This window comes from Plantactinospora sp. ZYX-F-223 (assembly GCF_039649625.1).
Lineage (GTDB): Bacteria > Actinomycetota > Actinomycetes > Mycobacteriales > Micromonosporaceae > Plantactinospora.
Window position 1 is genome coordinate 81,836 of sequence record NZ_JBDJAV010000024.1, and the last position, 23,324, is coordinate 105,159.

The window sequence follows — 23,324 nt, forward strand, 5'->3', positions numbered from 1 at the left end:
TGATCTCGACGGAAGGAGGTACGACTGATGCGTTCCCGACATCATGCGACGAAGCCGAGCATCGCCCTGTGGATGCTGGTCGCGATCGGCGATCTCGCCCTGCTGGTGGCGAGCGTCGGAATGGTCGCGATGATCGCGCTCGCCAGCGTCGTGGCCGTGGCCGTCGGTACGGTCGGTGGTTGGTTGTTGCTGCGACGAGGCATGTCGAACCGGACTGCGGTGCCGGCCCGAGTGGGCATACCGACGACGGGGCGGGCACGGGCCGGCTCCGCCGGTCAGCTTCGTTGAGATCGGGCTACGACGACAGCGGCAGTCGGATCAGTTATCGACCCGCACAGGTGATGACGGGTCCCGCTGTCGCTGACTGAGGACAAGGAGTAGGCAGCCCCGCTGAGCGGTAGCGGACGTGAGCTAGGCTCGCTCGGATGTCAGTGGACGGCTTGACAGACCTCTGGGACAAGCTCTTCGGGGCGCAACCGGACCCACCCCCGCTACTGGTCCTGATCACCGGGCTGGTCGCGCTCACCGTGGTGGTCACCCGGGTGCCCTGGCGGGTCGGGCGCAACGCCATCACCATCGCGCACGAGGGCGGGCACGCGCTCGCGGCGGTACTCACCGGACGCCGTCTCCAGGGCATCCGACTGCACTCGGACACCTCCGGGCTGACCCTGTCGGCGGGTCGGCCGACCGGTCCCGGGATGGTCTTCACCCTGCTGGCCGGCTATCTGGCACCCTCGCTGATCGGGCTGGCCGGCGCCTGGGTACTCGGCGGGAACCGGATCACCCTGCTGCTTTGGGTGGCGGTCGCACTGCTGCTCGCCATGCTGGTGATGATCCGCAACGTCTTCGGCATCATCTCGATCGTGGTCACCACCGGGGTCGTACTCGGGGTCTCCTGGATGGCCTCGCCGGAGGTGCAGGCCGCGTTCGCGTACACCGGGGTGTGGTTCCTGCTGCTCGGTGGCGTACGGCCGGTGGGTGAACTCCAGACGCTGCGTCGGCGGGGTCAACTGCCGCAGTCGGACGCGGACCAGCTCGCCTGGCTGACCCGGGTGCCGGGACTGGTCTGGGTCGGGGTCTTCGGCGCGGTCAACCTGATCGCCCTGCTGGCCGGAGCCGCCCTGCTCACCGGCCCGATACTGAATTCCACGAGCCTGCCGGGCTGACCGGCGCGACCAGGCGCCGACCACGGTGAGCGGCCGAGGAAACAGGGGACGGGATGCGGTACGTGATCATCGGTGCCGGCGCGGTCGGCGGCACCATCGGGGTACGGCTGGGCGAGGCTGGCCGGGACGTGACTCTGGTGGCCCGGGGTGCGCACCTGGCCGCGATCCGGGCGCACGGGTTGACCCTGAGCACCCCGGACGGCGAGTACGTCGGACGACTCCCCGCGATCGGCGACCCCGCATCCGCCGGCTCCGGCCTCGCCGACGAGCCGCTGCCTCCGGACACCGTGCTGGTGTTGACGGTGAAGTCGCAGGACACCGAGGCCGCGCTGCGGAGCTGGGCCGACCTGCCGGTCCAGGGTGGCGGTACGGCGGCGCAGCGGCTCCCGCTGCTGACCGCGCAGAACGGGGTGGCGAACGAACGCGCCGCCGCCCGGCTCTTCGACCGGGTGTACCCGGTCTGCGTCTGGCTTCCGGCGACCCACCTGGAGCCGGGCCGGGTGGTGGCCAGCGGGCACCCGTACTCGGGCATGCTGCACCTCGGCGCCTTCCCGCACGGTTCCGACGACCTCGCGCACCGGATCAGCGCGGACCTGGCGGCGGCCCGGCTCCTCGCCCCGGTCCGCGACGACGTGATGCGCTGGAAGTACGGCAAGCTGCTGCGCAACCTCGGCAACGCCGTGCAGGCGCTCTTCGGCCCGTCGGCCCGCGCCGCACCTGGAGCCGACGACCGGCGGGCGGCCCGGGTGGCCGAGCTGCTCACGGCGGTGGTGGCCGAGGGGGAGGCGGCGCTCACCGCTGCCGGGATCGCGTACACCTCGCGGGCGGAGGAGGCCGCCGAGCGGGGCGACCGGGTGGAGGTGGTACCGGTGGCCGGGCAGCCCCGGCAGGGCGGCTCGACCTGGCAGAGCCTCGCCCGGGACGCCGGATCGGCCGAGACGGACTTCCTCAACGGCGAGATCGTGCTGCTGGGCCGGCTGCACGGGGTGCCGACCCCGGCCAACGCGGCGGTGCAGCGGGCGATGCGCCGGGCGGTACGCGAACACCTCCCGGCCGGCGAGTTCCCGATCGCGGAGCTGACCGAACCGCTGAGGTGAGGACGAGGGACGCGTTCGCAAACGTTTCGGCTTGCATGGCAACCGCAGCACCGGGCCCAGGCGTATTGGCTATGTCCGCCAGGGGAGGTCGCAGGTGCCCGACGTCGAGGACTTCGACGAGTTCTACCGAGGGAGCCGGCAACGGCTGCTCGGGTACGTCTATCTGTTGACCGGTGACCTCTCCGAAGCCCAGGACGCGGTGCAGGAGGCGTACATCCGGGCGTGGCAGCGTTGGTCGCGGGTGCGCGGGTACGCCGACCCGGAGGCGTGGGTGCGGGTGGTGGCCGCTCGGGTGGCGATCAGCCGCTGGCGCAGCCTGCGCAGCCGGAGCCGGGCCTACCTGCGGCACGGCGTACCGGCCGACACCCCGGCGCCGGGTATCGAGACCGTCGAGGTGGTCGCCGCGCTCCGCCGGCTGCCGGAGGAGCAACGTACCGCGATCGCCCTGTACTACCTGCTGGGTCTGCCGGTGGCCGAGGTGGCCCGGGAGACCGGTGCACCCGTCGGCACGGTGAAGGCCCGGCTGGCCCGGGGCCGGGCCGCGCTGGCCGGCCTGCTGAGGGTCGTGGATCTGGAGGAGGCCGCCGATGCCTGAGTCGATGTCCACCCGGACCCCCGAGCCGGGGCACCGTTCCGACCCGTCGGCGGGCTGGTCGTCGGGGCCGGGGACGAGTCTCGTCGACCAGGTCGCCCAGGAGATCGCCGCGGTGCGCTGGCTCGCGCCCGAGGAGATCCGGGCCCGGGCCCGGCGGCGTAACCGGATCCGGTCGCTGGTCGGGACGGTCGCGGTGCTGGTCGTGGTCGTGGCGGGCTCGGTCGCGGCCGTCGAGCGGTACGGGCCACGACCGCTGCCGGCCGGGCAGCCGCTGCTCGCCGAACCGTCGCCCCCGGTACCGTCGCCGGATCCGGTCGCCATCCCGGCGTCGGCGCTGCTGCAACCCGAGGACGTCGGGCCGGGGCTGGTGGTGGACCGGGTCGACGTGCAGGCGGACGCGCCGGTGGAGGTGGTCGATCCGACCGTGCCGCTCGGCTGTCCCGGGTACGCGGCACGGGACCGCTACGACGGGCTGGCCCGGATGGCCCGCCGACACACCGTGCAGCAGCCGCCGACGGTACCCGGTGATCCGCACAGCGGGGCGGCAGTCGTACACGAGCGGGTTTTCCGGCTTGTACCCGGCGCGGCCCGGCGGGTCTTCGCGGACGCCCGTGCCGTGCCCGATCTCTGCACCGAATACCGCACACCCGGCGCGATCGAGGTCGACGGTCGCCGGCTCCCCGTCGCTGCGGAGCACCGCTGGCGGGTCGTCGCCGAGGGCTTCGCCGGGGACGAGTCGGTGCTGCTGGACTGGCAGACCACGGTCCGCCGGCAGGACAGTTCGGCGGTGGTGGACGGTCCGGCCAGCCGGCTGGTCGGAGTCGTCCGGGTCGGCGACCTGGTCGCGACGGTGGACCGGGTCGACGAGGCGCCGGACCCGGAGCGGGCCCGGGCGTTGACGCTGGGCGCCGCCGTCCGGCTCTGCGAGGCCGCCACTCCGCCCTGCTGAACGTGACCCACTCCGCCCTGCTGAACCTGACGAGGGCTCGGGAAGCGGGAGCGGGAGGAGCCCCGGATCAGAGCGGGATGTTGCCGTGCTTCTTGGCCGGCAGCATCTCCCGCTTGGTGCGGAGGATCCGGAGCGCCCGGACGATCTGGCTGCGGGTCTCTGCCGGCCGGATCACCGAGTCGACGTAGCCGCGTTCGGCCGCCACGTAGGGGTTGGCGAGGGTGTCCTCGTACTCCCGGATCTTCTCGGCCCGGACGGCGGCCGGATCGTCGGCGGCGGCCAGTTCGCCCCGGTAGAGGATGTTCACCGCGCCCTGCGCGCCCATCACCGCGATCTGCGCGGTCGGCCAGGCGAAGTTGAGGTCCGCGCCGAGGTGCTTGGAGCCCATCACGTCGTACGCCCCGCCGTACGCCTTCCGGGTGATCACGGTGACCTTCGGGACGGTCGCCTCGGCGTACGCGTAGATCAGCTTGGCGCCCCGCCGGATGATGCCGTCCCACTCCTGGCCGGTACCGGGCAGGAACCCGGGTACGTCCACAAAGGTCAGCACCGGGATGTTGAACGCGTCGCAGGTGCGGACGAATCGGGCCGCCTTCTCCGAGGCGGCGATGTCCAGGCAACCGGCGAAGTGCATCGGCTGGTTCGCCACCACCCCGACCGGCCGCCCCTCGACCCGACCGAAGCCGACCACGATGTTCTGCGCGTAGAGGGGCTGGACCTCCAGGAACTCCCCGTCGTCGAGGACGTGCTCGATCACCTGGTGGATGTCGTACGGCTGGTTCGCCGAGTCCGGGATCAGGGTGTCCAGCTCCCGGTCGGCGTCGGTGACCTCCAGGTCCGCCGGGGCGTCGAAGGCCGGCGACTCGTCGAGGTTGTTGCTCGGCAGGTACGACAGCAGCGCCTTGACGTAGTCGATCGCGTCGTCCTCGTCGGCGGCCAGGTAGTGCGCGTTGCCACTCTTGGTGTTGTGGGTACGCGCCCCGCCCAGCTCCTCCATTTCGACGTCCTCGCCGGTCACCGTCTTGATCACGTCTGGTCCGGTGATGAACATGTGCGAGGTCTGGTCGACCATCACGGTGAAGTCGGTGACCGCCGGGGAGTAGACGGCGCCGCCCGCGCACGGCCCCATCACCAGCGAGATCTGCGGGATCACCCCCGAGGCGCGGACGTTGCGGAAGAAGATCTCGCCGTAGAGGCCGAGGCTGACGACCCCCTCCTGGATCCGGGCGCCGCCGGAGTCGTTGATGCCGACCACCGGGCAGCCGATCTTCATCGCCAGGTCCATCACCTTGACGATCTTCTCTCCGAACACCTCCCCGAGGGAGCCGCCGAAGACCGTGAAGTCCTGGGCGAAGACGCAGACCTGCCGGCCGTCGACGGTGCCGTACCCGGTCACCACGCCGTCACCGTACGGGCGGGTGCGTTCCAGCCCGAAGTTGGTCGACCGGTGCCGGGCCAGCTCGTCCAGCTCGACGAAGGAACCCGGGTCGAGCAGCAGTTCGATCCGCTCCCGGGCGGTCTTCTTGCCCCGGGCGTGCTGTTTCTCCACCGCCCGGGCCGACCCGGCGTGCACCGCCTCGTCCACCCGTCGGTCCAGGTCCGCCAGGCGACCGGCGGTGCTGTGGGGGTCGATGTCGGCGGTGCTCGGCTGCCCAGTCACGTCCGCGATCGTAACGACGGTCCGTGCCCAGGCCACCGCCCGGTGCCGGGGCGTGTGCCGGACCACCCGACGGCGATCGGGGCAAGACCTCGGCCGCGACGGTCGGACCCGCCCCCGGGCGTCGGACCCGTACGCTGGGCTGATGCCGGGATCGCCGTACACCGACCTGGACCGTCCGCCGCTCGACGCGCGGCGGCTCCGGCGGGCCCTGATCACGCCGGAGAGCCTCTGGACCCGGCTGGTGCTGCACGGCGAGACGGGGTCGACGAACGCCGACGCGGCCGAGGCCGCCCGGGCCGGCGAGCCGGAGGGGCTGGTGGTGGTCGCCGAGCGGCAGACCGCGGGGCGGGGGCGACGCGGACGTACCTGGGAATCGCCGGCCCGGGCCGGGCTCGCGGTCAGCGTGCTGCTCCGCCCGGGGGTGGCCGTGCCCGACCGGGACTGGCCGGTGGTGCCGCCACCCCGGTACGGCTGGCTGCCGCTGCTCGCCGGGGTCGCGCTGGTGGAGGCGGTGGACCTGCTGGCCGAGCTGGACTCCGCGCTGAAGTGGCCCAATGACCTGCTGGTCTGGCCCGACCCCCGCAACGGCCACCCCTCCGAGAGCCCTCCCAGCGGGCAGCCGGATGGCGATGCTGCCGGGCGGGCGGGTGGCGAGGCGAAAGCTGCCGGGATCCTCGCCGAGGGGGTCTCCGGAGCCGGTGGAGCGGATCAGGCGGTGGTGCTCGGCCTGGGCGTGAACGTGACGCTGCGCGCGACCGAGCTGCCGGTCAACCCGACCGGGCTGCCCGCCACCTCGCTGCGGCTGGCTGGTGCGGCGGCCACCGACCGCGACCCGTTGCTGCGGGCTCTGCTGCGCGGCATCGACCGCTGGTACGACCGCTGGCGTACCGCCGGTGGCGATGCCCTCGCCTGCGGCCTGCACGAGGCGTACGTGCGCAACTGCGCGACCCTCGGCCGCGAGGTACGGGTGCTGCTGCCGGCCGGCGACGAGCTGGTCGGTACCGCCAGCACGGTCGACCCGGACGGGCAACTGGTGCTCACCACCGCCGACGGCGAACGCCGGATCGCCGCCGGTGACGTCCTGCACCTGCGCTGACCAGCACCTCTGCCGCCCCGGCCGCCACCGGGTGTGTTCGGCTCCGACTCCACGGCCGCGGCCGTGACGGTGTGATCGGCCCGGGCAACGGCGTGGAGATCCGCCACCGTGTCGGTCTGGAGCCGACGGTGATCCGCCCGACTGTCGGTAAAGAGTCGATACCGGATACCACGGTCGTCGCGTGGAACCGTTACGGTCACCGCGGACATTCGGTTATGGACGAGGAGGATGGGGTGGCTTTCCCTGAGGACGTGCTCACCCAGGACGAGCATGTCGTAGCGCACCTGCACCCACACTGGAAGGCGTTGATCCGACCGGTCGTGGTGCTGGTCCTGGCCGTCGCCGCGGTGGTCGCCGGCCTCGTTCTGCTGCCGTCGGGCGGTGCGGGCACCGTTGGAGGCTACGTGATCGCGGCGGTCGCGCTGGTGCTGGTCGTCTGGCTGAGCATCTGGCCGTACCTGGTCTGGCGGACCACGCACTACCTGTTCACCAACGAGCGGGTGCTGCTGCAGAAGGGTGTCTTCTCCCGGGACCGCCGGGACATCCCGCTGGGCCGGATCAACGACCACTCGATGAACCAGAAGTTTCTCGAACGGCTGCTCGGCTGCGGCACGCTGACCATCGAGTCGGCCGGCGAACGGGGCCAGTCGGTGTTGGAGGACATCCCGGGCGTGGAGAAGGTGCAGACCATGCTCTACGAGATCGTGGAGGCAAACCATGACAAGCACTCGCTCGGTGACGGCGAGATGCGCGAAATCATGGCAGACATGACCGAGGGCAAGCCGCTGCGCGAAGAGTCGAAGTAACGGCTGTGCCGGCAGCCGAAAGCAGGCTGCGCGAAGAGTCGAAGCAATACGCCGAAGGGCCCCTGAAACCCGCCGCTCGCGGCCGGTCAGGGGCCCTTCGGGGCAGATCAGGCCGGCAGCACCGGCTCCCGCATCAGGAACCAGCCGCGGAAGCGGGTACGCAGCACCTCGCGTTCCGGCTGGCCCTGGCCGTCCAGCCGATCCATGCTGGCGGTCAGGGTGACGGTGCCGAAGCCGGGCCGCGCGACCGACGGCTTGCTGCCGAGTACGGTCAGCCGGGTCGCCAGCCGGTCACCGGCGCGTACCGGGGCCAACCAGCGCAGCTCCTCCAGCCCGGGTGAGGCGTCTCCGGCGGCCCGGGCCAGCACGTGGTCGACGTACGCCCGCATGAAGAGGCTGACCGTGAAGAAGCCGCTGGCGATCAGCCCACCGTGATGGCTGCGGCGGGCCAGTTCCTCGTCGATGTGGTACCACTGCGGGTCGAAGCGCCGGGCGAAGTCGACCATCTCCCGCCCGTCGACGACGGTGACCCCGAGGTCGAAGGAGCGGCCGGGCGTCAGGTCCTCGAAGAACAGTTCGGCGGGCGCGCCGGTACCGGATCGGCTCACCGCGTCGCTCAGCGGGCTGACGAACGCCGGGGCGCGGCGTTCAGCTCGGCGGCGAGTTCGGTCTCCAACGCGGCGTCGATGGTCTCGGCGAACTGGACCTCGAGCGGCTGGGCGGAGCCGACCGGCGACCCGGTGTCGGCTCGTGTCCCGTTCGTGGCGGGTGCGGGTGCGGTCGTGCCCACCCGGTACGCGGTGTCCGAGCCCGCAGCCTCGTCGCCGCCCGCAGCCTCGTCGCTGCCCGCAGCCTGATCGCCCCGGACAGCGGCCCGGGCGCCGGCGGTCTCGGGCTCGGTCAGCTCGCTGACCGCCTCGGCGAATTCGGCGACCGGGTCGAGCTCGGCCAGGAATTCGCCGTCCGGCTCGCTCGCCGGGCCGGATCCGGTGCTCTTGCCCACCGCACCGGGCTCGGTCGGGACGAACGGCGTGCTCGGGGACTTCCGGAAGACGAAGGTGCGGTAGGACCAGAACCGGAAGACCGTGGCCAGCCCGACGCCGACCGTCTTGGCGACGTTGAGCGCCAGCAGGCCGCTGATGCCGAACCCGTACTTGGCCAGCGCCAGTACGCCGAGTTCGATGACCAGGCCGGCGCCGTTGAACAGGAAGAACAGGGCGTATTCGCGGCGCATCGCCGATTTCGGCCGGTCCCGGTAGGTCCAGTGCCGATTCATCAGATAGGACGAGATGGTGGCGACGACCGTGGCGACCACGTTCGCCTTGAGTTGCCCGTCGGCGAACACGGTGAGCGCCAGCGCGTTGAACACCGCGTAGTTGATGGCGGCGTTCACACCTCCCACGGCACCGAATTTCAGCACCTCACGCAGGAACTTCTGCCAGCGCTCGGGCAACAGACGGGCGAAACGCATCCGACCACCTTAGGGCAGATGTGGGCGCCGAGTGCGCCGACCGGGCCCGGTGGGTCGCCGGTCACTGCCTCTTGTGACTCTGTGTGATCACTTCTGGTGCGTCGGAGGCCGCCGGGCCGACGAAGACGAACCGGCGGTACGACCAGAACCGGAAGAAGGTGCCCAGCGCGGCGCCGATGAAGTTGGCCGCGATGTTGTCCGCGATCAGCGACTTGAACACGCCCGGCCAGATGCTGCCCAGCCCGTAGTGGCTGATGGCCAGGCAGGCGAGGCCGATGCCCAGGCCGACGGCGTTGAAGAAGAAGTAGAGCGAGTATTCCCGGGCCATGCCGGAGCGCTCCCGGTGTCGCCAGGTCCAGAACCGGTTGCCGACGAAGGCGACGGTGGCGGCGATGACCGTGGAGAACGTCTTCGCCGTGAGGGTCTCCCAGCCGAGACTCGCGTTGGCGTAGTTGAACAGCACGAAGTCGACCGCGAAGGCCACCGCACCAACCGTGCCGAACTTGCCCAACTCATGAATGAGATGACCGAACCGGTCCAGAAGGGTCCGAATCAAACCGCGGCGGGCGCCCGGCGGTGAGGGCTGTTCGCCGGTGGCGGTCGAAGACACGGCTTGAGCGTACCGGTTGCCGGTCGTCCCCACGCCCCGCAACGGGCGACTCGCGGGACCGGACCGCGGCAGACGCCCGGCGGCGACCGGACCGTTTCGCGGAAGGAGTGTCGGGTGTGACATCCGGGTCAGCTGGCGTCAATGACTGCTGTGAGGACGCCGTGACGCAATGCTGTTGCCCTGAAGGATTTGCGTGAAACTGCGCGTGGGAGCGAGGAAAGAATCGCCTTACGGCAGCCCGTCCGCATCTTGTGCAGTTCTTCACAACCAGTCTCGCTGCCCCGAACGCCGGCTCGGTTTACGCTGACGGAAATCCCAGGCTTTCACAAGGCGACGCGGTCGCCGCTGGCGTCGGCACCGCGCGCGCTGCAATCGGTCAGCGTCGACCAAAGGAGAACTGTCATGGCCGCTCCGGCTACTATCCGGGGTCTCGATCAAGCTCCGACAAGCCATCCGAAACTACTCGCCTGGGTCAAAGAGGTAGCCGAACTCACCAGCCCGGACCAGGTCGTCTGGGCAGACGGCTCGGACGAGGAATGGCAGCGCCTCACCGACGAACTGGTCGACGCCGGCACGCTCGTGCGCCTCGATCCGGCCCGCAAGCCGAACTCGTTCTGGGGGCGTACCGATCCCTCCGATGTGGCCCGGGCCGAGGACCGTACCTTCATCTGCTCGGTCGACGAGGCCGACGCCGGGCCCACCAACAACTGGATGGCCCCGGCCGAGATGAAGCGCATCATGACCGACCTCTACCGGGGTTCGATGCGCGGTCGCACCATGTACGTCATTCCGTTCTGCATGGGCCCGCTCGAGGCGGAACAGCCGATGTTCGGTGTCGAGATCACCGACAGCCCGTACGTCGTCGCGTCCATGCGCATCATGACCCGGATGGGCACGAAGGTGCTGGCCGGGATGGGGGAGAACGCCGACTTCGTGCACGCGTTGCACTCGATCGGCGCGCCGCTGGAGCCGGGACAGCCGGACGTCGCGTGGCCGTGCAACGACACCAAGTACATCTCGCACTTCCCGGAAACCCGGGAGATCTGGTCCTTCGGCTCCGGCTACGGCGGCAACTCGCTGCTCGGCAAGAAGTGCTACTCGCTGCGGATCGCCAGCGTGATGGCCCGGGACGAGGGCTGGCTCGCCGAGCACATGCTCATCATGAAGCTGACCTCGCCGGAGGGGTCGGTGCACTACATCGCCGGCGCCTTCCCGTCCGCCTGTGGCAAGACCAACCTCGCCATGTTGGAACCGACCATTCCGGGCTGGAAGGTCGAGACCATCGGCGACGACATCGCCTGGATGAAGTTCGGCCCCGACGGCCGGCTCTACGCGGTCAACCCCGAGTACGGACTCTTCGGCGTCGCGCCCGGCACCGGCTGGAAGACCAACGCCAACGCGATGCGCACCATCGACCTGGGGAACTCCATCTTCACCAACGTCGGACTGACCGACGACGGCGACATCTGGTGGGAGGGGATGAGCGAGCCGCCGGCCCACCTCATCGACTGGAAGGGTCGGGACTGGACGCCGGAGAGCGGGGAGCTCTCCTCGCACGCCAACAGCCGGTTCTGCACCCCGCTGCTCCAGTGCCCGATCGTGGCCGACGAGTTCAACGACCCGAACGGCGTACCGATCGACGCGATCCTGTTCGGTGGGCGGCGCAAGGACACCATCCCGCTGATCACCGAGGCCCGGGACTGGGTGCACGGCGTCTACATGGGAGCGACCCTCTCCTCGGAGACCACCGCCGCCGCCTCCGGCGAGGTCGGCGTGGTCCGCCGGGACCCGATGGCCATGCTGCCGTTCATCGGATACCACGGCGGGGACTACTTCCGGCACTGGATCGAGATGGGCAAGGGCACCGACGGCGACGAGTCGAAGCTGCCGAAGATCTACTACGTCAACTGGTTCCGGAAGAACGCCGACGGCGACTTCATCTGGCCCGGCTTCGGCGAGAACTCCCGGGTGCTCAAGTGGATCGTCGAGCGCCTGGAGGGCCGGGCCGAGGCGGTCGAGACGCCGATCGGCTTCGTACCGGCACCCGGCGCGCTCGACGTCGACGGGCTCGACATGAGCCCGGAGGATCTCCGCATCGCCACCCGGGTCGACGTCGAGGAGTGGCGCGACGAACTGCCAATGGTCACCGAGTGGTTCGAGAAGTTCGGTGACAAGCTGCCGGGCGTGCTCTGGGCCGAGCTGGACGCGCTGCGGGCCCGGCTCGACGACGAGGCGGCCCGGGTCGGGGTGGACCAGCCCCGCTCGGGCCGGTAGCGGCCCGGCAGGGACACGCCCGGGCGGGTGTGCGGGTAGCCCGTACCGGGCATCATCGACGGCATGACGACGGCCGCCGCGACCGAGGTCCGGCGGCCGTCCGCCGTCCGCGCGCTGACCTGGCTGCTCGCCGCGACCGCGGCGGCCACCGTCGCGGTCGACGTGCTCAACTGGTGGTACGCCGCCGACCGCGGTTTCGGGCTGGCGGTACGCAGCGGCTGGGCGCTGCTGCGCACCCTCGGGTTCCTGATCCTGATCCGGCACGTCCGGCGGGGCCGGGCCGGTGCCCGCCCGCTCGGACTGATCCTCGCGGTGACCACGGTCTTCGCGGTCGGCCGGCTGATCGTGCCCCGGGCCGGCGTACCGGCGCTGCCCGGAGTACTCGGCTTCGCCGTGCTGGCCGCACTCTGCGCCGCCGTCGTCTGGCTGCTGTACCGGTCGCCGCCGCTGCGGGACTACCTGGTCCGGCACCCGAGCCGGCTGGTCGTCGACCGGCGGGGCATCTCCTGGCGGGAGGTCGCCCCGCGTCGGCCGCCGGTCGCCGGCTGGCTGCTCACCGCCCGGGTCGCCGCCTTCACGTACGGGCCGTTGACCCTGGTGCCCTGCCTGGTGGCAATCGGCACGATTCTCGACGGCCGCCTGCTCGCGGTGCCTACCGTGGTGCTGTGGTTCGGCATCGGCATCGGGGTCAGCTACGCGGTGCTGTTCAGTACCTTCTTCCTGCTCCGGGGCAAGACCTGGGCCGGTGGGCTGCTGGTGCTGATCAGCGTGCTGGTGGTCGCGGTCGACCTGGCGTTCTGCTGGCTGCTGCTCGGGGTCGACGGCCTGGTCCGGGACGGTGCGCCGCTGCTGGTGGCCGCCGGGCTGACCCTCTACGCGCTGCGCCGGGCCGCCCGAGCCGCCCGGGCGGAACCCTCGGCCCGGGTCCCCGCCGCCGCCCGGTCGGGCTGAGCTGATCCGCGGTGGAGACCGTCGACGTCGCGGTGGTGGGTGCCGGTCCGGCCGGGGCCAGCGCCGCGCTGGCGGCCCGCCGGGCGGGAGCGCGGGTGCTGCTGCTGGACCGGGCCGACTTTCCCCGGGACAAGGCCTGCGGGGACGGGATCGCCGCGCACGCGCTCGACGTACTCGCCGAACTGGGCGTTTCCGACCCGGTGTCCGGTTACCGGCCGGTGCCGGCGCTGCGGCTGGTGGCCCCCGGCGGCGGGAACGTGGCGCGGCGGCTGCCGCGGCCGGCGTACACGGTGCCCCGCCGGGTCTTCGACGCCCGGCTGGTGGCGGCGGCGCTCGCGGCCGGCGCGGAGCTGCGCCGGCACGCGGTGCGGCGGATCGAGTGCTCCGACGGCCTGGTACTGCTCGACGGTACGGTGGCCGCCCGCGCCGTGGTCGGTGCCGACGGCGCCGGTTCGGTGGTCCGGCGGGCGCTCGGGCACGGCGCCAATCCCGACGGCCACCTGGCGCTGGCCATCCGGGGGTACGCCCCGGACGCCGCCGGCCCGGCCGAGCAGCGGATCGTCACCTCGGCGGCGCACTGGCCCGGCTACGCCTGGTCGTTCCCGATCGGCGACGGGCGGGCGAACGTCGGGTACGGCGAGGTGCTGGCCGGCCGCCCGCTGCGCCGGACGGAACTGCTGGACCGGTTGGCGGCGCTGCTTCCCGAGATCGACCCGGCGGCCGTCACCGGGCTGCGGGCGCACCACCTGCCGCTCTCCACCCGCCGTCCGGCGCCGGGCCGGGGCCGGATCGTGCTGGCCGGGGACGCGCTGTCGCTGGTCAACCCGTTCACCGGCGAGGGGATCTTCTACGCTGTCCTCTCCGGGGCGCTGGCCGGGGCGGCCGCCGCCACGGCGCCGTACGCCGCCGCCGACCGGTATGCCGCCGCGCTGCGGGCCCGGCTCGGCGCTCACCTGCGGGACAGCTCGGCGGTGGCCTGGCTGGCCCGCCGGGCACCGGTGGTGGACGGGGTGGTCCGGGCCGCCGACCGGGACGCCCGGGTCTTCCGGGCCCTGGTCGAACTGGGCCTGGGTGACGGCCGGCTGGATGCCCGGACATTGACCAGGGTCGCCGGCGCGGTGGCCGGCTCGGCCGGCCGGCACTTCCGTAGTCGACTCTGATCGGTACGCTGCAAGGGATGAGTCTGCGCGACCTGATCTACTCGGTGTATGAGCGACGGCTGACGGCGAAGCTCGCCGGCAAACCCGTGCCGAAGCACGTCGGGGTGATGTGCGACGGCAATCGGCGCTGGGCCAGGGAGATGGGGTATGTCGACCCCAACGACGGGCACCGGGTCGGCGCCGCCAAGATCAAAGATGTGCTGGGCTGGTGCGACCAGGCCGGGATCGGGCACGTCACGCTCTATCTGCTGGCCACCGACAACCTGCGCCGGCCGGCCAGCGAGCTGGATCCGCTGGTGCAGATCATCGAGGACCTGGTGGTCGAGCTGGCCGAGGAGGGCAATCCCTGGCGGCTGCGGATGGTCGGCGCGCTCGACCTGCTGCCGGCGCAGACCGCCATCACGCTCAAGTCGGCGCAGGAGCGTACCCAGGACCGGGTCGGCGGGGCGCAGGTCAACATCGCGGTCGGCTACGGCGGCCGGCGGGAGATCGCCGACGCGGTCCGGTCCCTGCTCTACGAGCACGCGGCGTCCGGCGGCACCATCGAGGAACTCGCCGAGGTGCTCGACGTGGACCACATCGCGGAGCACCTCTACACCCGGGGGCAGCCCGATCCCGACCTGGTCATCCGGACCAGTGGCGAGCAGCGGCTCTCCGGGTTCCTGCTCTGGCAGTCGGCGCACTCCGAGTTCTACTTCTGCGAGCTGAACTGGCCGGATTTCCGGCGCGTCGACTTCCTGCGCGCCCTGCGCTCGTACGCCAACCGGCAACGCCGGTACGGCGCATAGCCAGCCCGCCGGGTGACCGGGGTGGCGTGCCGGCCGCCGGCCGCCTGGCGCGGCGCCGGTCAGGTCAGCCGGTGCAGGGCCTCGGTGAGGAAGTCGCCGAGCGCCTCCGGGGACTCGATGTTCAGGTCGGCGGCGGTCGAGACCTCGTCGCCGGTCTCCGGGTTGGCCACCGCGACACATACGCCGAAGAAGTCCGGGCCGACCGCCTCGCGAGCGCGCAGGGCGGCGAACGCCTTGAGGTCCGAGACGTCGTCACCGAAATACCAGGCGCAGCCGGCGTCCCGGACCGCCTCGTCGATCACCATCCCCTTGTCCCGGTCGACGGGCGGCTTGAGCTCCAGCACCATCCGGCCGACCTGCACCCGCAGGCCCAGCCGGTCGGCCTGGTCCCGACCCCACCGTTCGACCTGCTCGGCCAGGTGTGGGGCGGTGCGGTAGTGCAGGGCGACGGAGAGCCGCTTGTACTCCACCAGCGTGCCCGCGGGCAGCTCGGCCCGGGCGCGGTCGGCGAGTTCGGCCATGGTGGGTACGAACGGCAGCGCGGCCTCCTCGGTGATGGTCTCGCCCGAGGCGTGCAGGTGCTCCAGCCCGTAGAGGCCGTAGAGGTCCACGCCGGGCGCGCCGGCGAACCGGTCGCGGAGGAACTCCACCGGTCGGGCCGAAACGATGGCCACCCGCTGCACCACCTCGGTGAGCGCGGTGATCGCGGCCAGCGCCTTGGGGGCCGGCTCGACGGTCGTCGGATCGTCCCGGACCGGGGCGAGTGTGCCGTCGAAGTCGAAGAACAGGACACAGCGCCCGGCCCGCTCGGCGGTCGCCCGCCATGCCTGCTCGGCAGTCAGTGGACGGGTCGGGGGCTCGCCCCCCGCGTTGATCGGCCGCACGGGCGTCAGCGTACCCCGGCGGGTTGCCGCCGCAGACGTCGAAGCGAAAACGTCTCACTCGTCGAGGCGGCAACCTCGATCGTCGCGGTGGCGACCCGCCGGTGGTACGGGTGGGTGTCTGCCGGGCGGCTGGCACGGCAACCGGCCGGCGGAGCTGCTGACGGCGATCTCCCCTTCTCGCCGTGGTCGGCTCGGAGGTGGGAAGCTCAGTCGTCGCCGCCGAGCATCGCCCGGCGGCCGTGCAGTCGGGGCCCGATAGGCACCACCGAGTCCTGGTTGCGGCTCAGCAGGTAGCCCTCGACGAAACCGGTGTTGTGGTCTCCGGTGTTGCGGTCGAGCTCGTTCAGTCGGGCGATCAGGAACTCGGTGAGTGCGGTGATCCGGGCATTGAGCCGCTCGTGGAGATCGGCGACGACGGCCAGGACGATGGCGGTACCGGTGGCGGTAATGGCGAGCACGTTCACGAGGAACGGCACCGGGTCGCCGCCGCGCACCGTCCCGACCACGACGTTCGCGGTCACGCACAAGGTCAGGGACACCGCCGCGACAACGACAGCCATCCACTTCAGGGTCATGGCTGACCCCTCCTTCTGTCCCGCAGGGCTGAATTCGGCCTTGTCCCGTCCCCCCGCCGACGACGAGCCCAAGCAGTACGCAGGGACGTTAGCGCGACTGATTGATTCCTGGAGCTGATTGGTTGGGACTCATGCGCGAAGTTGCGCCATCTGAGTAACTACCCGGCTTGCTTTCGGCCTTTTCGGACGTCCAGCGGCAAAGGAGGGCGATATGCCAGATAACGGATGGTCTCTCGAATGTGGAACTTCTCCGCGTCCGAGACGTTAGGGTCGACCAGCCGGCGCAGCAGCGCCTCGACGTCCGGATCCATCGGCGGGGCGCTCGGCGCCGGCCGGGACGGGGTGGCCCGGTCCCAGCCGAGGACTCCGAACGCGACACTCGGATCCAGCCCCAGGCCCTCGCAGAACGCGACCACCCGGGCGGCCTCGGGATCGCTGGCCCACTCGCCGCGTACCCAACGGTTGATGGTCTGGCGGGACACACCGGTACGCCGGGAGACCTCCGTGCCGGTCCAGGCGCGGGTCGTGCGGGCGTCGTCGAGTGCCTTGCGTACGAAGGCAGCGAACGCGATCTTCCGTCCGTGGGCGCGGTCCGGCACCCGGTGACGGTACGGCCAGGTGCCCGGTTCCGGGGGGACTGCGGTCAGCCTGTACTGCGTGCGTGACAACGGCTCACTTTTCCGGCGCGCGGTGCTCTTGCTTGTGCTGAGGGGTATCACGTGGCAACAATAGGTGTACGTAGGTGTGGGGGTAATCAGACGAAAAGCTGATACTGTCACGCGTACGTTACGCCCTACCGTGTGTCTCGTGCATGAGACGTTTCGTGCTCGCAGGGGTGACACCCTCGCGACTGGAGGAGTCCGGTGACCGAACTAGCAACCCGGGCCCAGGCATTCGGTCTGATCGCCGACGGCGTCGCCGCCGGTCTCAGTGCGCCATGGCGGCTCTACCTGGCGCGCGGCTGCCGCTACCTCTCGCTCAACGTCGGCGACCGCGCGGAGTGGAACTCCTGGCGGACCCACCTCGGCTGCCCGGAGTTGAGCGTCCGGGTCTACGACGCCGGCGGCGAGATCCGGCGGGCCTCGGTCGCCGAGGTCGTGCTGGACGGCTGCCGGATCAGTGTCGAACTGGTCGAGGAGGTGAGCACGGAAGATCTCGACCGGCTGCTCATCACCGATCCCACCTCCTTCGACCCGGAGGAGAAGTGACCCGGCCGACGACCGGTCGACCGGGTGTGGAACCCAGGACAGCGACGAGCGGAGCGAGGAGATTGCGTGAGCGAGAGTTACCAGCGAACCGGCCGGCTCAGTGCGAATGTGTCTCATGGCGGCGCGGAGCGCAGGGGAGTGCCGGCATGAGCGGGCGTTCTGGACGGACCGGCCGGCTCAGGTCTCGAACTCGTGGCGTCGGTGGGCGACGCGGCATCGGCGAGCGGCGCGAGGAGACGCGGTGAGTCCGTTCTTCATGGTCTTCGGCCTGCTGCTGCTCGTCTCGGCCAGTTATGCGGCCGGACGGCTGCACGGCCAGCTCAGCTACCGGCTCGGTTACCGGTTCGGCTACCGCCAGGGATATTTCGACGGGGACCGGGGGGCCTGGAACCGTCGGCGTAGAGAGGCGCAGGCGGCCATCGCCTCGGTGTTGGCGGTGCCATCACCCAGCACATCGCACATCGCCCACACCGTCGTAGGTCAGGGAACGACGTATACGGGCGCCTCTTTCGCGGGGACCGCGACCAACGGCGGACGGCACTCCACCGACGCCCTCGCCGTCAGGAATGCCTGACCGGCGGCGCGGTTGGGGTGAGTGGTCACCCGCGAGCACGGTGCGCCGGTCCGTGAGGACCCGCACCGTCGGGATCACGTCAGACCGGTGACGGTGATCCCACCGGCCGGGATGCGCGCAGGGGGCATGCATCCCGGCCGGTCCGCCGCCCGGCGTCGTGCGAAGTCGCACAGTTGTGCGCCCTAGCCCAAGCTGGCATCTCCCGGTTAGCGTCTACGCATGGCACGGGGTCGTCCCGGGCCAGCCGGCCGGCCCGGACTCTGCGACTGCACGTGCCACGGGGCCTGCATCCGACCCCGTGTCTCCGGGCACCGGACGAGGCGGAACGCGGGTGGACGGGTGCACGCCCGCCGGAGCAGGCCTGTGACGAATCGCCGTACCACCCCTCGGGCCGACGACCAGAACCCGGCCGCCACCAAGACCCCGGGGCGAGCCAGGAGCGGACGCCGCACCCGGACGTCCGAGCCGGCCGCCAGTGCGGAGCCCGCACCAGAATGCCGGGCGTACGTCCTGGACACCTCGGTGCTGCTCTCCGACCCCGGCGCCTTCCACCGGTTCGCCGAGCACGAGGTGGTGGTGCCACTGGTGGTGATCTCGGAGCTGGAGGGGAAGCGCCACCATCCGGAACTGGGCTGGTTCGCCCGCCAGTCGCTGCGGATGCTCGACGAGCTGCGGGTCAAGCACGGCCGGCTGGACCAGCCGGTACCGGCGAACGACGCGGGCGGGACGCTGCGGGTGGAGCTGAACCACGCCGACGACGGCGTACTGCCGCCGGGGTTCCGTACCGAGTCCAACGACACCCGGATCCTGTCGGTCGCGCTCAACCTGGCGGCCGAGGGCCGGACGGTCACGCTGGTCAGCAAGGACATGCCGCTGCGGGTCAAGGCGGCGTCGGTGGGGCTGACCGCCGACGAGTACCGGCATGGCCAGGCCAGCGATCCGACCTGGACCGGCATGGCCGAGCTTGAGTTGGGCGAGGAGCAGGTCAACCAGCTCTACGACGGCGCGGCGCTGGATCTGGACGACGCCGCCGGACTGCCCACGCACACCGGCCTGGTGCTGCACTCGCCGCGCGGCTCCGCGCTGGGCCGGGTGCTGCCGGACAAGACCGTACGCCTGGTCCGCGGTGACCGGGAGGCGTTCGGCCTGCGTGGCCGTTCGGCCGAGCAGCGGGTCGCGCTCGACCTGCTGCTGGACGAGTCGATCGGCATCGTCTCGCTCGGCGGCCGGGCCGGCACCGGGAAGTCCGCGCTGGCGCTCTGCGCCGGTCTGGAGGCGGTGATGGAGCGGCGCCGGCACAAGAAGGTCATCGTCTTCCGCCCGCTGTACGCCGTCGGTGGCCAGGAACTCGGCTACCTGCCCGGCTCGGAGGCGGAGAAGATGTCGCCCTGGGCGCAGGCGGTCTTCGACACCCTCGGCGCGGTGGTGCACGAGAACGTGATGGAGGAGGTACTGGCCCGGGGGATGCTGGAGGTCCTGCCGCTGACCCACATCCGGGGGCGGAGCCTGCACGACGCCTTCGTCATCGTCGACGAGGCCCAGTCGCTGGAACGCGGGGTGCTGCTCACCGTGCTGTCCCGGGTGGGGCAGGGCTCCCGGGTGGTGCTCACCCACGACGTCGCCCAGCGGGACAACCTGCGGGTCGGCCGGCACGACGGTGTGACGGCGGTGATCGAGGCGCTGAAGGGACACCCGATCTTCGCCCATGTCACCCTGACCCGGTCCGAGCGGTCCCCGATCGCGGAGGTGGTCACGGATCTGCTGGAGGACATCCCGTTGTAGCGGGTGACCGCTCCGGCAGGCGGAGTAGCGGTCCCCTTTGTCCTACTTTGTGCCGATAAATGGTGTGACCCAATTCACAAATTGTGCCTCTCGTTTCCCAACCGCCTCACCTTGCGCAATCGTGTCCTTCGAGCGCCCACGTCCCAGGGGCATAGCTGGAGATCAGTTCTCCTCACGGGCGGAGGCACCGACGGGCAGCAGTCGGTCGGGGTCGCGGCCCACCGGGTCGGGGCGCTCGCGGCGTGACCAGCGGGCGTTCCGCTTCCGGCGCGCCGCGTCCTTGCCCCCGACGAGAGGACCACTTTGTGAGTCGGCTGTGGAGCCGGTTCGGTGTCCGGGGAGTCGCCGTCGCCCTGCTCCTAGGGGGCGTCGGCGGTGGTTACTACCTCGGCGAGGACCGGGAAGCGCAGCAACACAGCATCGAGGCCGAGTCGGCGTTCGACGCGCAGCAGGCGGAGTGGGACCTGCTCCGCGAGCGGCACGCGGCGCACATCCGCGCCACCGCCGCACAGCGGGCCGCCGAGGCGGAAGCCGCCCGCAAGGCGGCCGAGGTCGCCAAGGCGGCGGCGGAGCGGGCCAAGAAGGCCGAGCAGGCCGCGAGCCGTAAGCGCGAACGCGAGAAGCAGGAGAAGGAGGAGGCGGAGGGGGCCACCAAGCCGTACACCGGGCCGATCCCCGCCTCGTGCAACGAATACAGCGGCAACCGCAAGATCGGCTGTGCCCTGCTGCTCGACGCGGGCTTCAAGATCGCTGAGATGCCCTGCCTGGACAAGCTCTGGACCAAGGAGAGCGGCTGGAACCACAAGGCCGAGAACAGGTCGTCCGGGGCGTACGGCATCCCGCAGGCTCTGCCGGGCAGCAAGATGGGCTCGGTCGGCAGCGACTGGCGGACCAGCCCGGCGACCCAGATCAAGTGGGGGCTGGGTTACGTCAAGGGCCGGTACGACACGCCGTGCGGCGCCTGGGAGTTCTTCCAGAACGAGGGCTACTACTGAGCACAGGAGAGCGGGGGCCCGGACCGGACGGTCCGAGCCCCCGCTCTTTCCGTCGGGTGCGGCCCTGTCGGCGGGCTCCGGTGGCGGTTGGCCCGGGAAGCTGATAGCAACGTGAGGGTGACGTTCGACCCGATGTCCCGCGGCAACGACCCCAACCGGTTCGGCACCGAAGCCTTCTACGCGGCGCTCGGTCGGGCCTTCGTCGCGATGTGCGCCGTGGTGCCGGTGCTCTTCGTGATCGAAGCGCTCGACGTCTGGCTGAACGCCGGATTCGACACCACCGCCGGGATCATGCCCCGGAGCGTCGCCGGGCTCGACGGCATCTTTTTCGGGCCGTTCCTGCACCACGGCTTCGACCACCTCTACAGCAACAGCATCCCGCTGATCCTGCTCGGCACCTTCGTACTCGCCACCGGGGCGCGGCGGTTCCTCTACTCCACACTCCTGATCATGTTCGTCAGCGGGCTCGGCGTGTGGATCACCGGATCGCCTCAGTCGATCGTGGTCGGGGCCAGCGGGGTGGTCTTCGGCTACCTCGGCCTGCTCTTCATGCGCGGGATCGTGGAACGGAGCTGGTGGAACTTCGGGGTCGTGCTGCTGGTCGGGCTGCTCTACGGCTGGCAACTGCTCGGGGTGCTACCCACCGACGAACCGATCTCCTGGCAGGGGCACCTCTTCGGGCTGCTCGGCGGTCTGGTGGCCGCGGTGGTCTTCCGACGACGCCGGCCCCGCGACGACGACCCGTACCGGTCGGAGTCCACGATGACCCTGCCCTGACCCCCGTACACCCGCCGGTGGGACGGCTATTGCTTCGATGCCTGTTGTCCGCCTACGGTCGGATCAGCACAGCTGTTGATCAGTCCGTGGTCGGAGAGCGACGGTGAGCACATGCGTGAGGTCGATGTCGCGATAATCGGGGCCGGCCCCACCGGGCTCTTCGCCGCCTACTACGCCGGGTTCCGGGGGTTGTCGGTCGCGGTCATCGACGTGCTGCCCGAACCGGGCGGACAGGTCACCGCCATGTACCCGGAGAAGGTCATCTACGACGTCGCCGGGTTCCCGTCGATCAAGGGCCGCGACCTGGTCGCCAACCTGGTCACCCAGGCCGCGTCGTTCAACCCCGAATACCTGCTCGGAGTACGCGCGGAGAAGTTGTCGTACCTGGACGGCAAGCCGGTGCTCAGCCTGGCCAACGGCGACATCCTGCACTGCGGCGCGATCATCGTCACCGCCGGGCTGGGCAGCTTCACCCCCCGCCCGCTGCCCGCCGCCGAGAACTTCGTCGGCAGCGGCATCGTCTTCTTCGTACCGCACCTGGCCGACCTCGCCGGGCAGGACGTGCTGATCGTCGGCGGCGGCGACTCGGCGTTCGACTGGGCGCTGGCGCTGCAACCCCTGGCCCGGTCGGTCACCCTGGTGCACCGCCGGGAGAAGTTCCGGGCCCACGCCGCCACCGTCGACCGGGTACGCGAACTGCCGGTACGCATCGTGGTCAACGCCGAGGTGACGACGCTGCACGGCGAGGGCGCGGTGACCGGGGCGGACATCGCGGTCAAGGGCGGTGGGACCGAGACGATCCCGGTCGACACCGTGGTCGCCGCGCTGGGCTTCACCGCCGATCTCGGCCCGCTCACCGAGTGGGGACTGGCGCTCGACAAGCGGCACATCCTGGTCGACAGCACCATGGTGACCAATCTGCCCCGGGTCTTCTCCGCCGGTGACATCACCGAATATCCGGGCAAGGTCCGGCTGATCGCCACCGGTTTCGGCGAGGCCGCGACGGCGGTGAACAACGCGGCCGTGGTGATCAACCCGGCCGCGCACCTCTTCCCCGGTCACTCCTCCGACGCGGGCTGACCCGGCTGGTCGGGCTGACCCGGCTCGTCGGGTAGGCCGGCGAGGTCGGCCATCAGCCGCATCTGGTAGTCGAAGTACGCCTCGCAGTCCTCGACCACCCCCTGGGCGAACCGGCCGAACACCTCGAAGCTGACCAGGCCGAAGAGTTGGCTCCAAGCGGCCATGCAGCGGGCGAGCTGCTCCTCGGTGAGCGCGCCGGGGCGCTGCTCCAGCAGCCGGGCCAGCTCCACGCGGACCGGGGGCGGCACGGGAGTGCCGTCGGGTGGGGCGAGCCGGCCGGCGGCGGCCCCGTCGACCATGATCTCGACCAGCGCGAAGGCCACCCGCTGGGCCGGGACGACGGTCTCGGACGGGGCGGCGTAGCCGGGTACCGGGCTGCCGTACAGCAGCGCGTACTCGGCGGGATGCGCCAGTGACCAGGCCCGTACGGCGTGGCTCACGCCCAGCCAGCGCCCCCGCAGGTCGTCCCGGGCGGCTGCCGCGTCACCCGCCTCGGCCGCGTCACCGAGCGACTGGTACGCCTCGATGATCAGCACGGTGAGCAGCGCGTCCCGGCTCGGGAAGTACCGGTAGATGGCCGACGAGACCATGCCGAGGTCCCGGGCGACGGCCCGGAGGGAGAGGTTGCCGCCTTCGGTCGCGAGGTGCCGCCGGGCGACCGCCTTGATCTCCTCGATCATCTCGGCACGGACCCGGGCCCGGATCGATGGTGCGGACATGCCGCCACCCTGCCACACCCGGACGTGCTTCGAGAGCACCCGGCGCTCTTAGTGGCACTGATCATAAATCAGAGCAGTGCTCTTGACGCCGGCCTCGCCACGGGACA

At 71.1% G+C, this 23,324-nt stretch carries 24 protein-coding genes and 1 pseudogene; 17 read left to right on the forward strand and 8 right to left on the reverse strand.

Features of this window, described 5'->3' with window-relative positions; genetic code table 11:
- Positions 1–27 precede the first annotated feature (27 nt).
- From AAH979_RS23950 to AAH979_RS23970, 5 genes are all read left to right on the forward strand, one after another.
- The gene (locus tag AAH979_RS23950; protein WP_346260360.1) at positions 28–288 is read left to right on the forward strand and encodes a hypothetical protein; all 261 of its coding nucleotides are present in this window, start codon (positions 28–30) and stop codon (positions 286–288) included.
- 137 nt (positions 289–425) lie between these two features.
- Positions 426–1,166, forward strand: coding sequence for a M50 family metallopeptidase (locus AAH979_RS23955; protein ID WP_346260361.1), 741 nt, complete (start codon positions 426–428; stop codon positions 1,164–1,166).
- Positions 1,167–1,219: 53 nt separating this feature from the next.
- Positions 1,220–2,263 (forward strand): 2-dehydropantoate 2-reductase N-terminal domain-containing protein, encoded by a 1,044-nt coding sequence (locus AAH979_RS23960; protein ID WP_346260362.1) that lies wholly within the window; start codon positions 1,220–1,222, stop codon positions 2,261–2,263.
- 94 nt (positions 2,264–2,357) lie between these two features.
- Positions 2,358–2,858, forward strand: coding sequence for a SigE family RNA polymerase sigma factor (locus AAH979_RS23965; protein WP_346260363.1), 501 nt, complete (start codon positions 2,358–2,360; stop codon positions 2,856–2,858).
- On the forward strand, positions 2,851–3,807 hold the full coding sequence (locus tag AAH979_RS23970) for a hypothetical protein (RefSeq protein ID WP_346260364.1): 957 nt from the start codon (positions 2,851–2,853) through the stop codon (positions 3,805–3,807). The genes AAH979_RS23965 and AAH979_RS23970 overlap by 8 nt, the downstream gene beginning before the upstream one ends.
- 67 nt (positions 3,808–3,874) lie before the next feature.
- Here AAH979_RS23970 and AAH979_RS23975 read toward each other — a convergent pair whose 3' ends face one another.
- Positions 3,875–5,467, reverse strand: a complete 1,593-nt coding sequence (locus AAH979_RS23975) for an acyl-CoA carboxylase subunit beta (RefSeq protein ID WP_346260365.1) — start codon at positions 5,465–5,467, stop codon at positions 3,875–3,877.
- Positions 5,468–5,609: 142 nt separating this feature from the next.
- Here AAH979_RS23975 and AAH979_RS23980 point away from each other — a divergent pair, with 142 nt between their 5' ends.
- Together AAH979_RS23980 and AAH979_RS23985 are read left to right on the forward strand one after the other, a co-directional pair.
- Entirely contained in the window at positions 5,610–6,563 is a 954-nt protein-coding gene (locus tag AAH979_RS23980; RefSeq protein ID WP_346260366.1) for a biotin--[acetyl-CoA-carboxylase] ligase, read from the forward strand.
- A gap of 233 nt (positions 6,564–6,796) precedes the next feature.
- The gene (locus AAH979_RS23985; protein ID WP_346260367.1) at positions 6,797–7,369 is read left to right on the forward strand and encodes a PH domain-containing protein; all 573 of its coding nucleotides are present in this window, start codon (positions 6,797–6,799) and stop codon (positions 7,367–7,369) included.
- A 107-nt stretch (positions 7,370–7,476) separates the two neighbouring features.
- Here AAH979_RS23985 and AAH979_RS23990 read toward each other — a convergent pair whose 3' ends face one another.
- The 3 genes and pseudogenes from AAH979_RS23990 to AAH979_RS24000 all read right to left on the reverse strand — a co-directional run bounded on the left by AAH979_RS23990 (position 7,477) and on the right by AAH979_RS24000 (position 9,351).
- Positions 7,477–7,977 (reverse strand): MaoC/PaaZ C-terminal domain-containing protein, encoded by a 501-nt coding sequence (locus AAH979_RS23990; protein ID WP_346260368.1) that lies wholly within the window; start codon positions 7,975–7,977, stop codon positions 7,477–7,479.
- 287 nt (positions 7,978–8,264) lie between these two features.
- A pseudogene (locus AAH979_RS23995) lies at positions 8,265–8,840 on the reverse strand (GtrA family protein); the annotation flags it as partial.
- Positions 8,841–8,901: 61 nt separating this feature from the next.
- Entirely contained in the window at positions 8,902–9,351 is a 450-nt protein-coding gene (locus AAH979_RS24000; RefSeq protein WP_346260369.1) for a GtrA family protein, read from the reverse strand.
- A gap of 501 nt (positions 9,352–9,852) precedes the next feature.
- Here AAH979_RS24000 and AAH979_RS24005 point away from each other — a divergent pair.
- The 4 genes from AAH979_RS24005 (at position 9,853) to AAH979_RS24020 (ending at position 14,623) form a co-directional block, all read left to right on the forward strand.
- Complete coding sequence (locus AAH979_RS24005) at positions 9,853–11,724, forward strand: phosphoenolpyruvate carboxykinase (GTP) (RefSeq protein ID WP_346260370.1); 1,872 nt, start codon at positions 9,853–9,855, stop codon at positions 11,722–11,724.
- A gap of 63 nt (positions 11,725–11,787) precedes the next feature.
- Positions 11,788–12,675 carry a hypothetical protein gene (locus AAH979_RS24010; protein ID WP_346260371.1) on the forward strand — a complete coding sequence of 296 codons (888 nt, stop codon included), beginning with the start codon at positions 11,788–11,790 and terminating at the stop codon, positions 12,673–12,675.
- 11 nt (positions 12,676–12,686) lie between these two features.
- Complete coding sequence (locus tag AAH979_RS24015) at positions 12,687–13,835, forward strand: geranylgeranyl reductase family protein (RefSeq protein ID WP_346260372.1); 1,149 nt, start codon at positions 12,687–12,689, stop codon at positions 13,833–13,835.
- Positions 13,836–13,852: 17 nt separating this feature from the next.
- On the forward strand, positions 13,853–14,623 hold the full coding sequence (locus AAH979_RS24020) for an isoprenyl transferase (protein ID WP_318397611.1): 771 nt from the start codon (positions 13,853–13,855) through the stop codon (positions 14,621–14,623).
- A 59-nt stretch (positions 14,624–14,682) separates the two neighbouring features.
- Here the strand turns inward: AAH979_RS24020 and otsB are convergent, their stop codons facing one another.
- The 3 genes from otsB to AAH979_RS24035 all read right to left on the reverse strand — a co-directional run bounded on the left by otsB (position 14,683) and on the right by AAH979_RS24035 (position 16,681).
- Entirely contained in the window at positions 14,683–15,507 is an 825-nt protein-coding gene (otsB, locus tag AAH979_RS24025) for a trehalose-phosphatase (protein WP_346260373.1), read from the reverse strand.
- A 206-nt stretch (positions 15,508–15,713) separates the two neighbouring features.
- Positions 15,714–16,082, reverse strand: a complete 369-nt coding sequence (locus AAH979_RS24030; RefSeq protein WP_346260374.1) for a hypothetical protein — start codon at positions 16,080–16,082, stop codon at positions 15,714–15,716.
- A 158-nt stretch (positions 16,083–16,240) separates the two neighbouring features.
- Positions 16,241–16,681, reverse strand: a complete 441-nt coding sequence (locus tag AAH979_RS24035) for a helix-turn-helix transcriptional regulator (RefSeq protein WP_346260375.1) — start codon at positions 16,679–16,681, stop codon at positions 16,241–16,243.
- 264 nt (positions 16,682–16,945) lie between these two features.
- Here AAH979_RS24035 and AAH979_RS24040 point away from each other — a divergent pair, with 264 nt between their 5' ends.
- The 6 genes from AAH979_RS24040 to AAH979_RS24065 all read left to right on the forward strand — a co-directional run bounded on the left by AAH979_RS24040 (position 16,946) and on the right by AAH979_RS24065 (position 22,498).
- A complete protein-coding gene (locus AAH979_RS24040; RefSeq protein WP_346260376.1) occupies positions 16,946–17,290 on the forward strand; it encodes a hypothetical protein in 345 nt (114 codons plus the stop codon).
- Between the two features lie 256 nt (positions 17,291–17,546).
- Positions 17,547–17,864 carry a hypothetical protein gene (locus tag AAH979_RS24045; protein WP_346260427.1) on the forward strand — a complete coding sequence of 106 codons (318 nt, stop codon included), beginning with the start codon at positions 17,547–17,549 and terminating at the stop codon, positions 17,862–17,864.
- 363 nt (positions 17,865–18,227) lie between these two features.
- Positions 18,228–19,646, forward strand: coding sequence for a PhoH family protein (locus tag AAH979_RS24050; RefSeq protein ID WP_346260377.1), 1,419 nt, complete (start codon positions 18,228–18,230; stop codon positions 19,644–19,646).
- A 305-nt stretch (positions 19,647–19,951) separates the two neighbouring features.
- Positions 19,952–20,641 carry a lytic transglycosylase domain-containing protein gene (locus tag AAH979_RS24055; RefSeq protein WP_346260378.1) on the forward strand — a complete coding sequence of 230 codons (690 nt, stop codon included), beginning with the start codon at positions 19,952–19,954 and terminating at the stop codon, positions 20,639–20,641.
- Between the two features lie 132 nt (positions 20,642–20,773).
- Positions 20,774–21,418 carry a rhomboid family intramembrane serine protease gene (locus AAH979_RS24060; protein ID WP_346260428.1) on the forward strand — a complete coding sequence of 215 codons (645 nt, stop codon included), beginning with the start codon at positions 20,774–20,776 and terminating at the stop codon, positions 21,416–21,418.
- A gap of 111 nt (positions 21,419–21,529) precedes the next feature.
- Positions 21,530–22,498: an NAD(P)/FAD-dependent oxidoreductase gene (locus AAH979_RS24065; protein WP_346260379.1), complete on the forward strand. Its 969-nt coding sequence runs from the start codon at positions 21,530–21,532 to the stop codon at positions 22,496–22,498.
- Here AAH979_RS24065 and AAH979_RS24070 read toward each other — a convergent pair.
- Positions 22,477–23,217: a TetR/AcrR family transcriptional regulator gene (locus tag AAH979_RS24070; RefSeq protein ID WP_346260380.1), complete on the reverse strand. Its 741-nt coding sequence runs from the start codon at positions 23,215–23,217 to the stop codon at positions 22,477–22,479. The two genes, AAH979_RS24065 and AAH979_RS24070, sit on opposite strands and share 22 nt — an antisense overlap.
- Between the last annotated feature and the right edge of the window lie 107 nt (positions 23,218–23,324).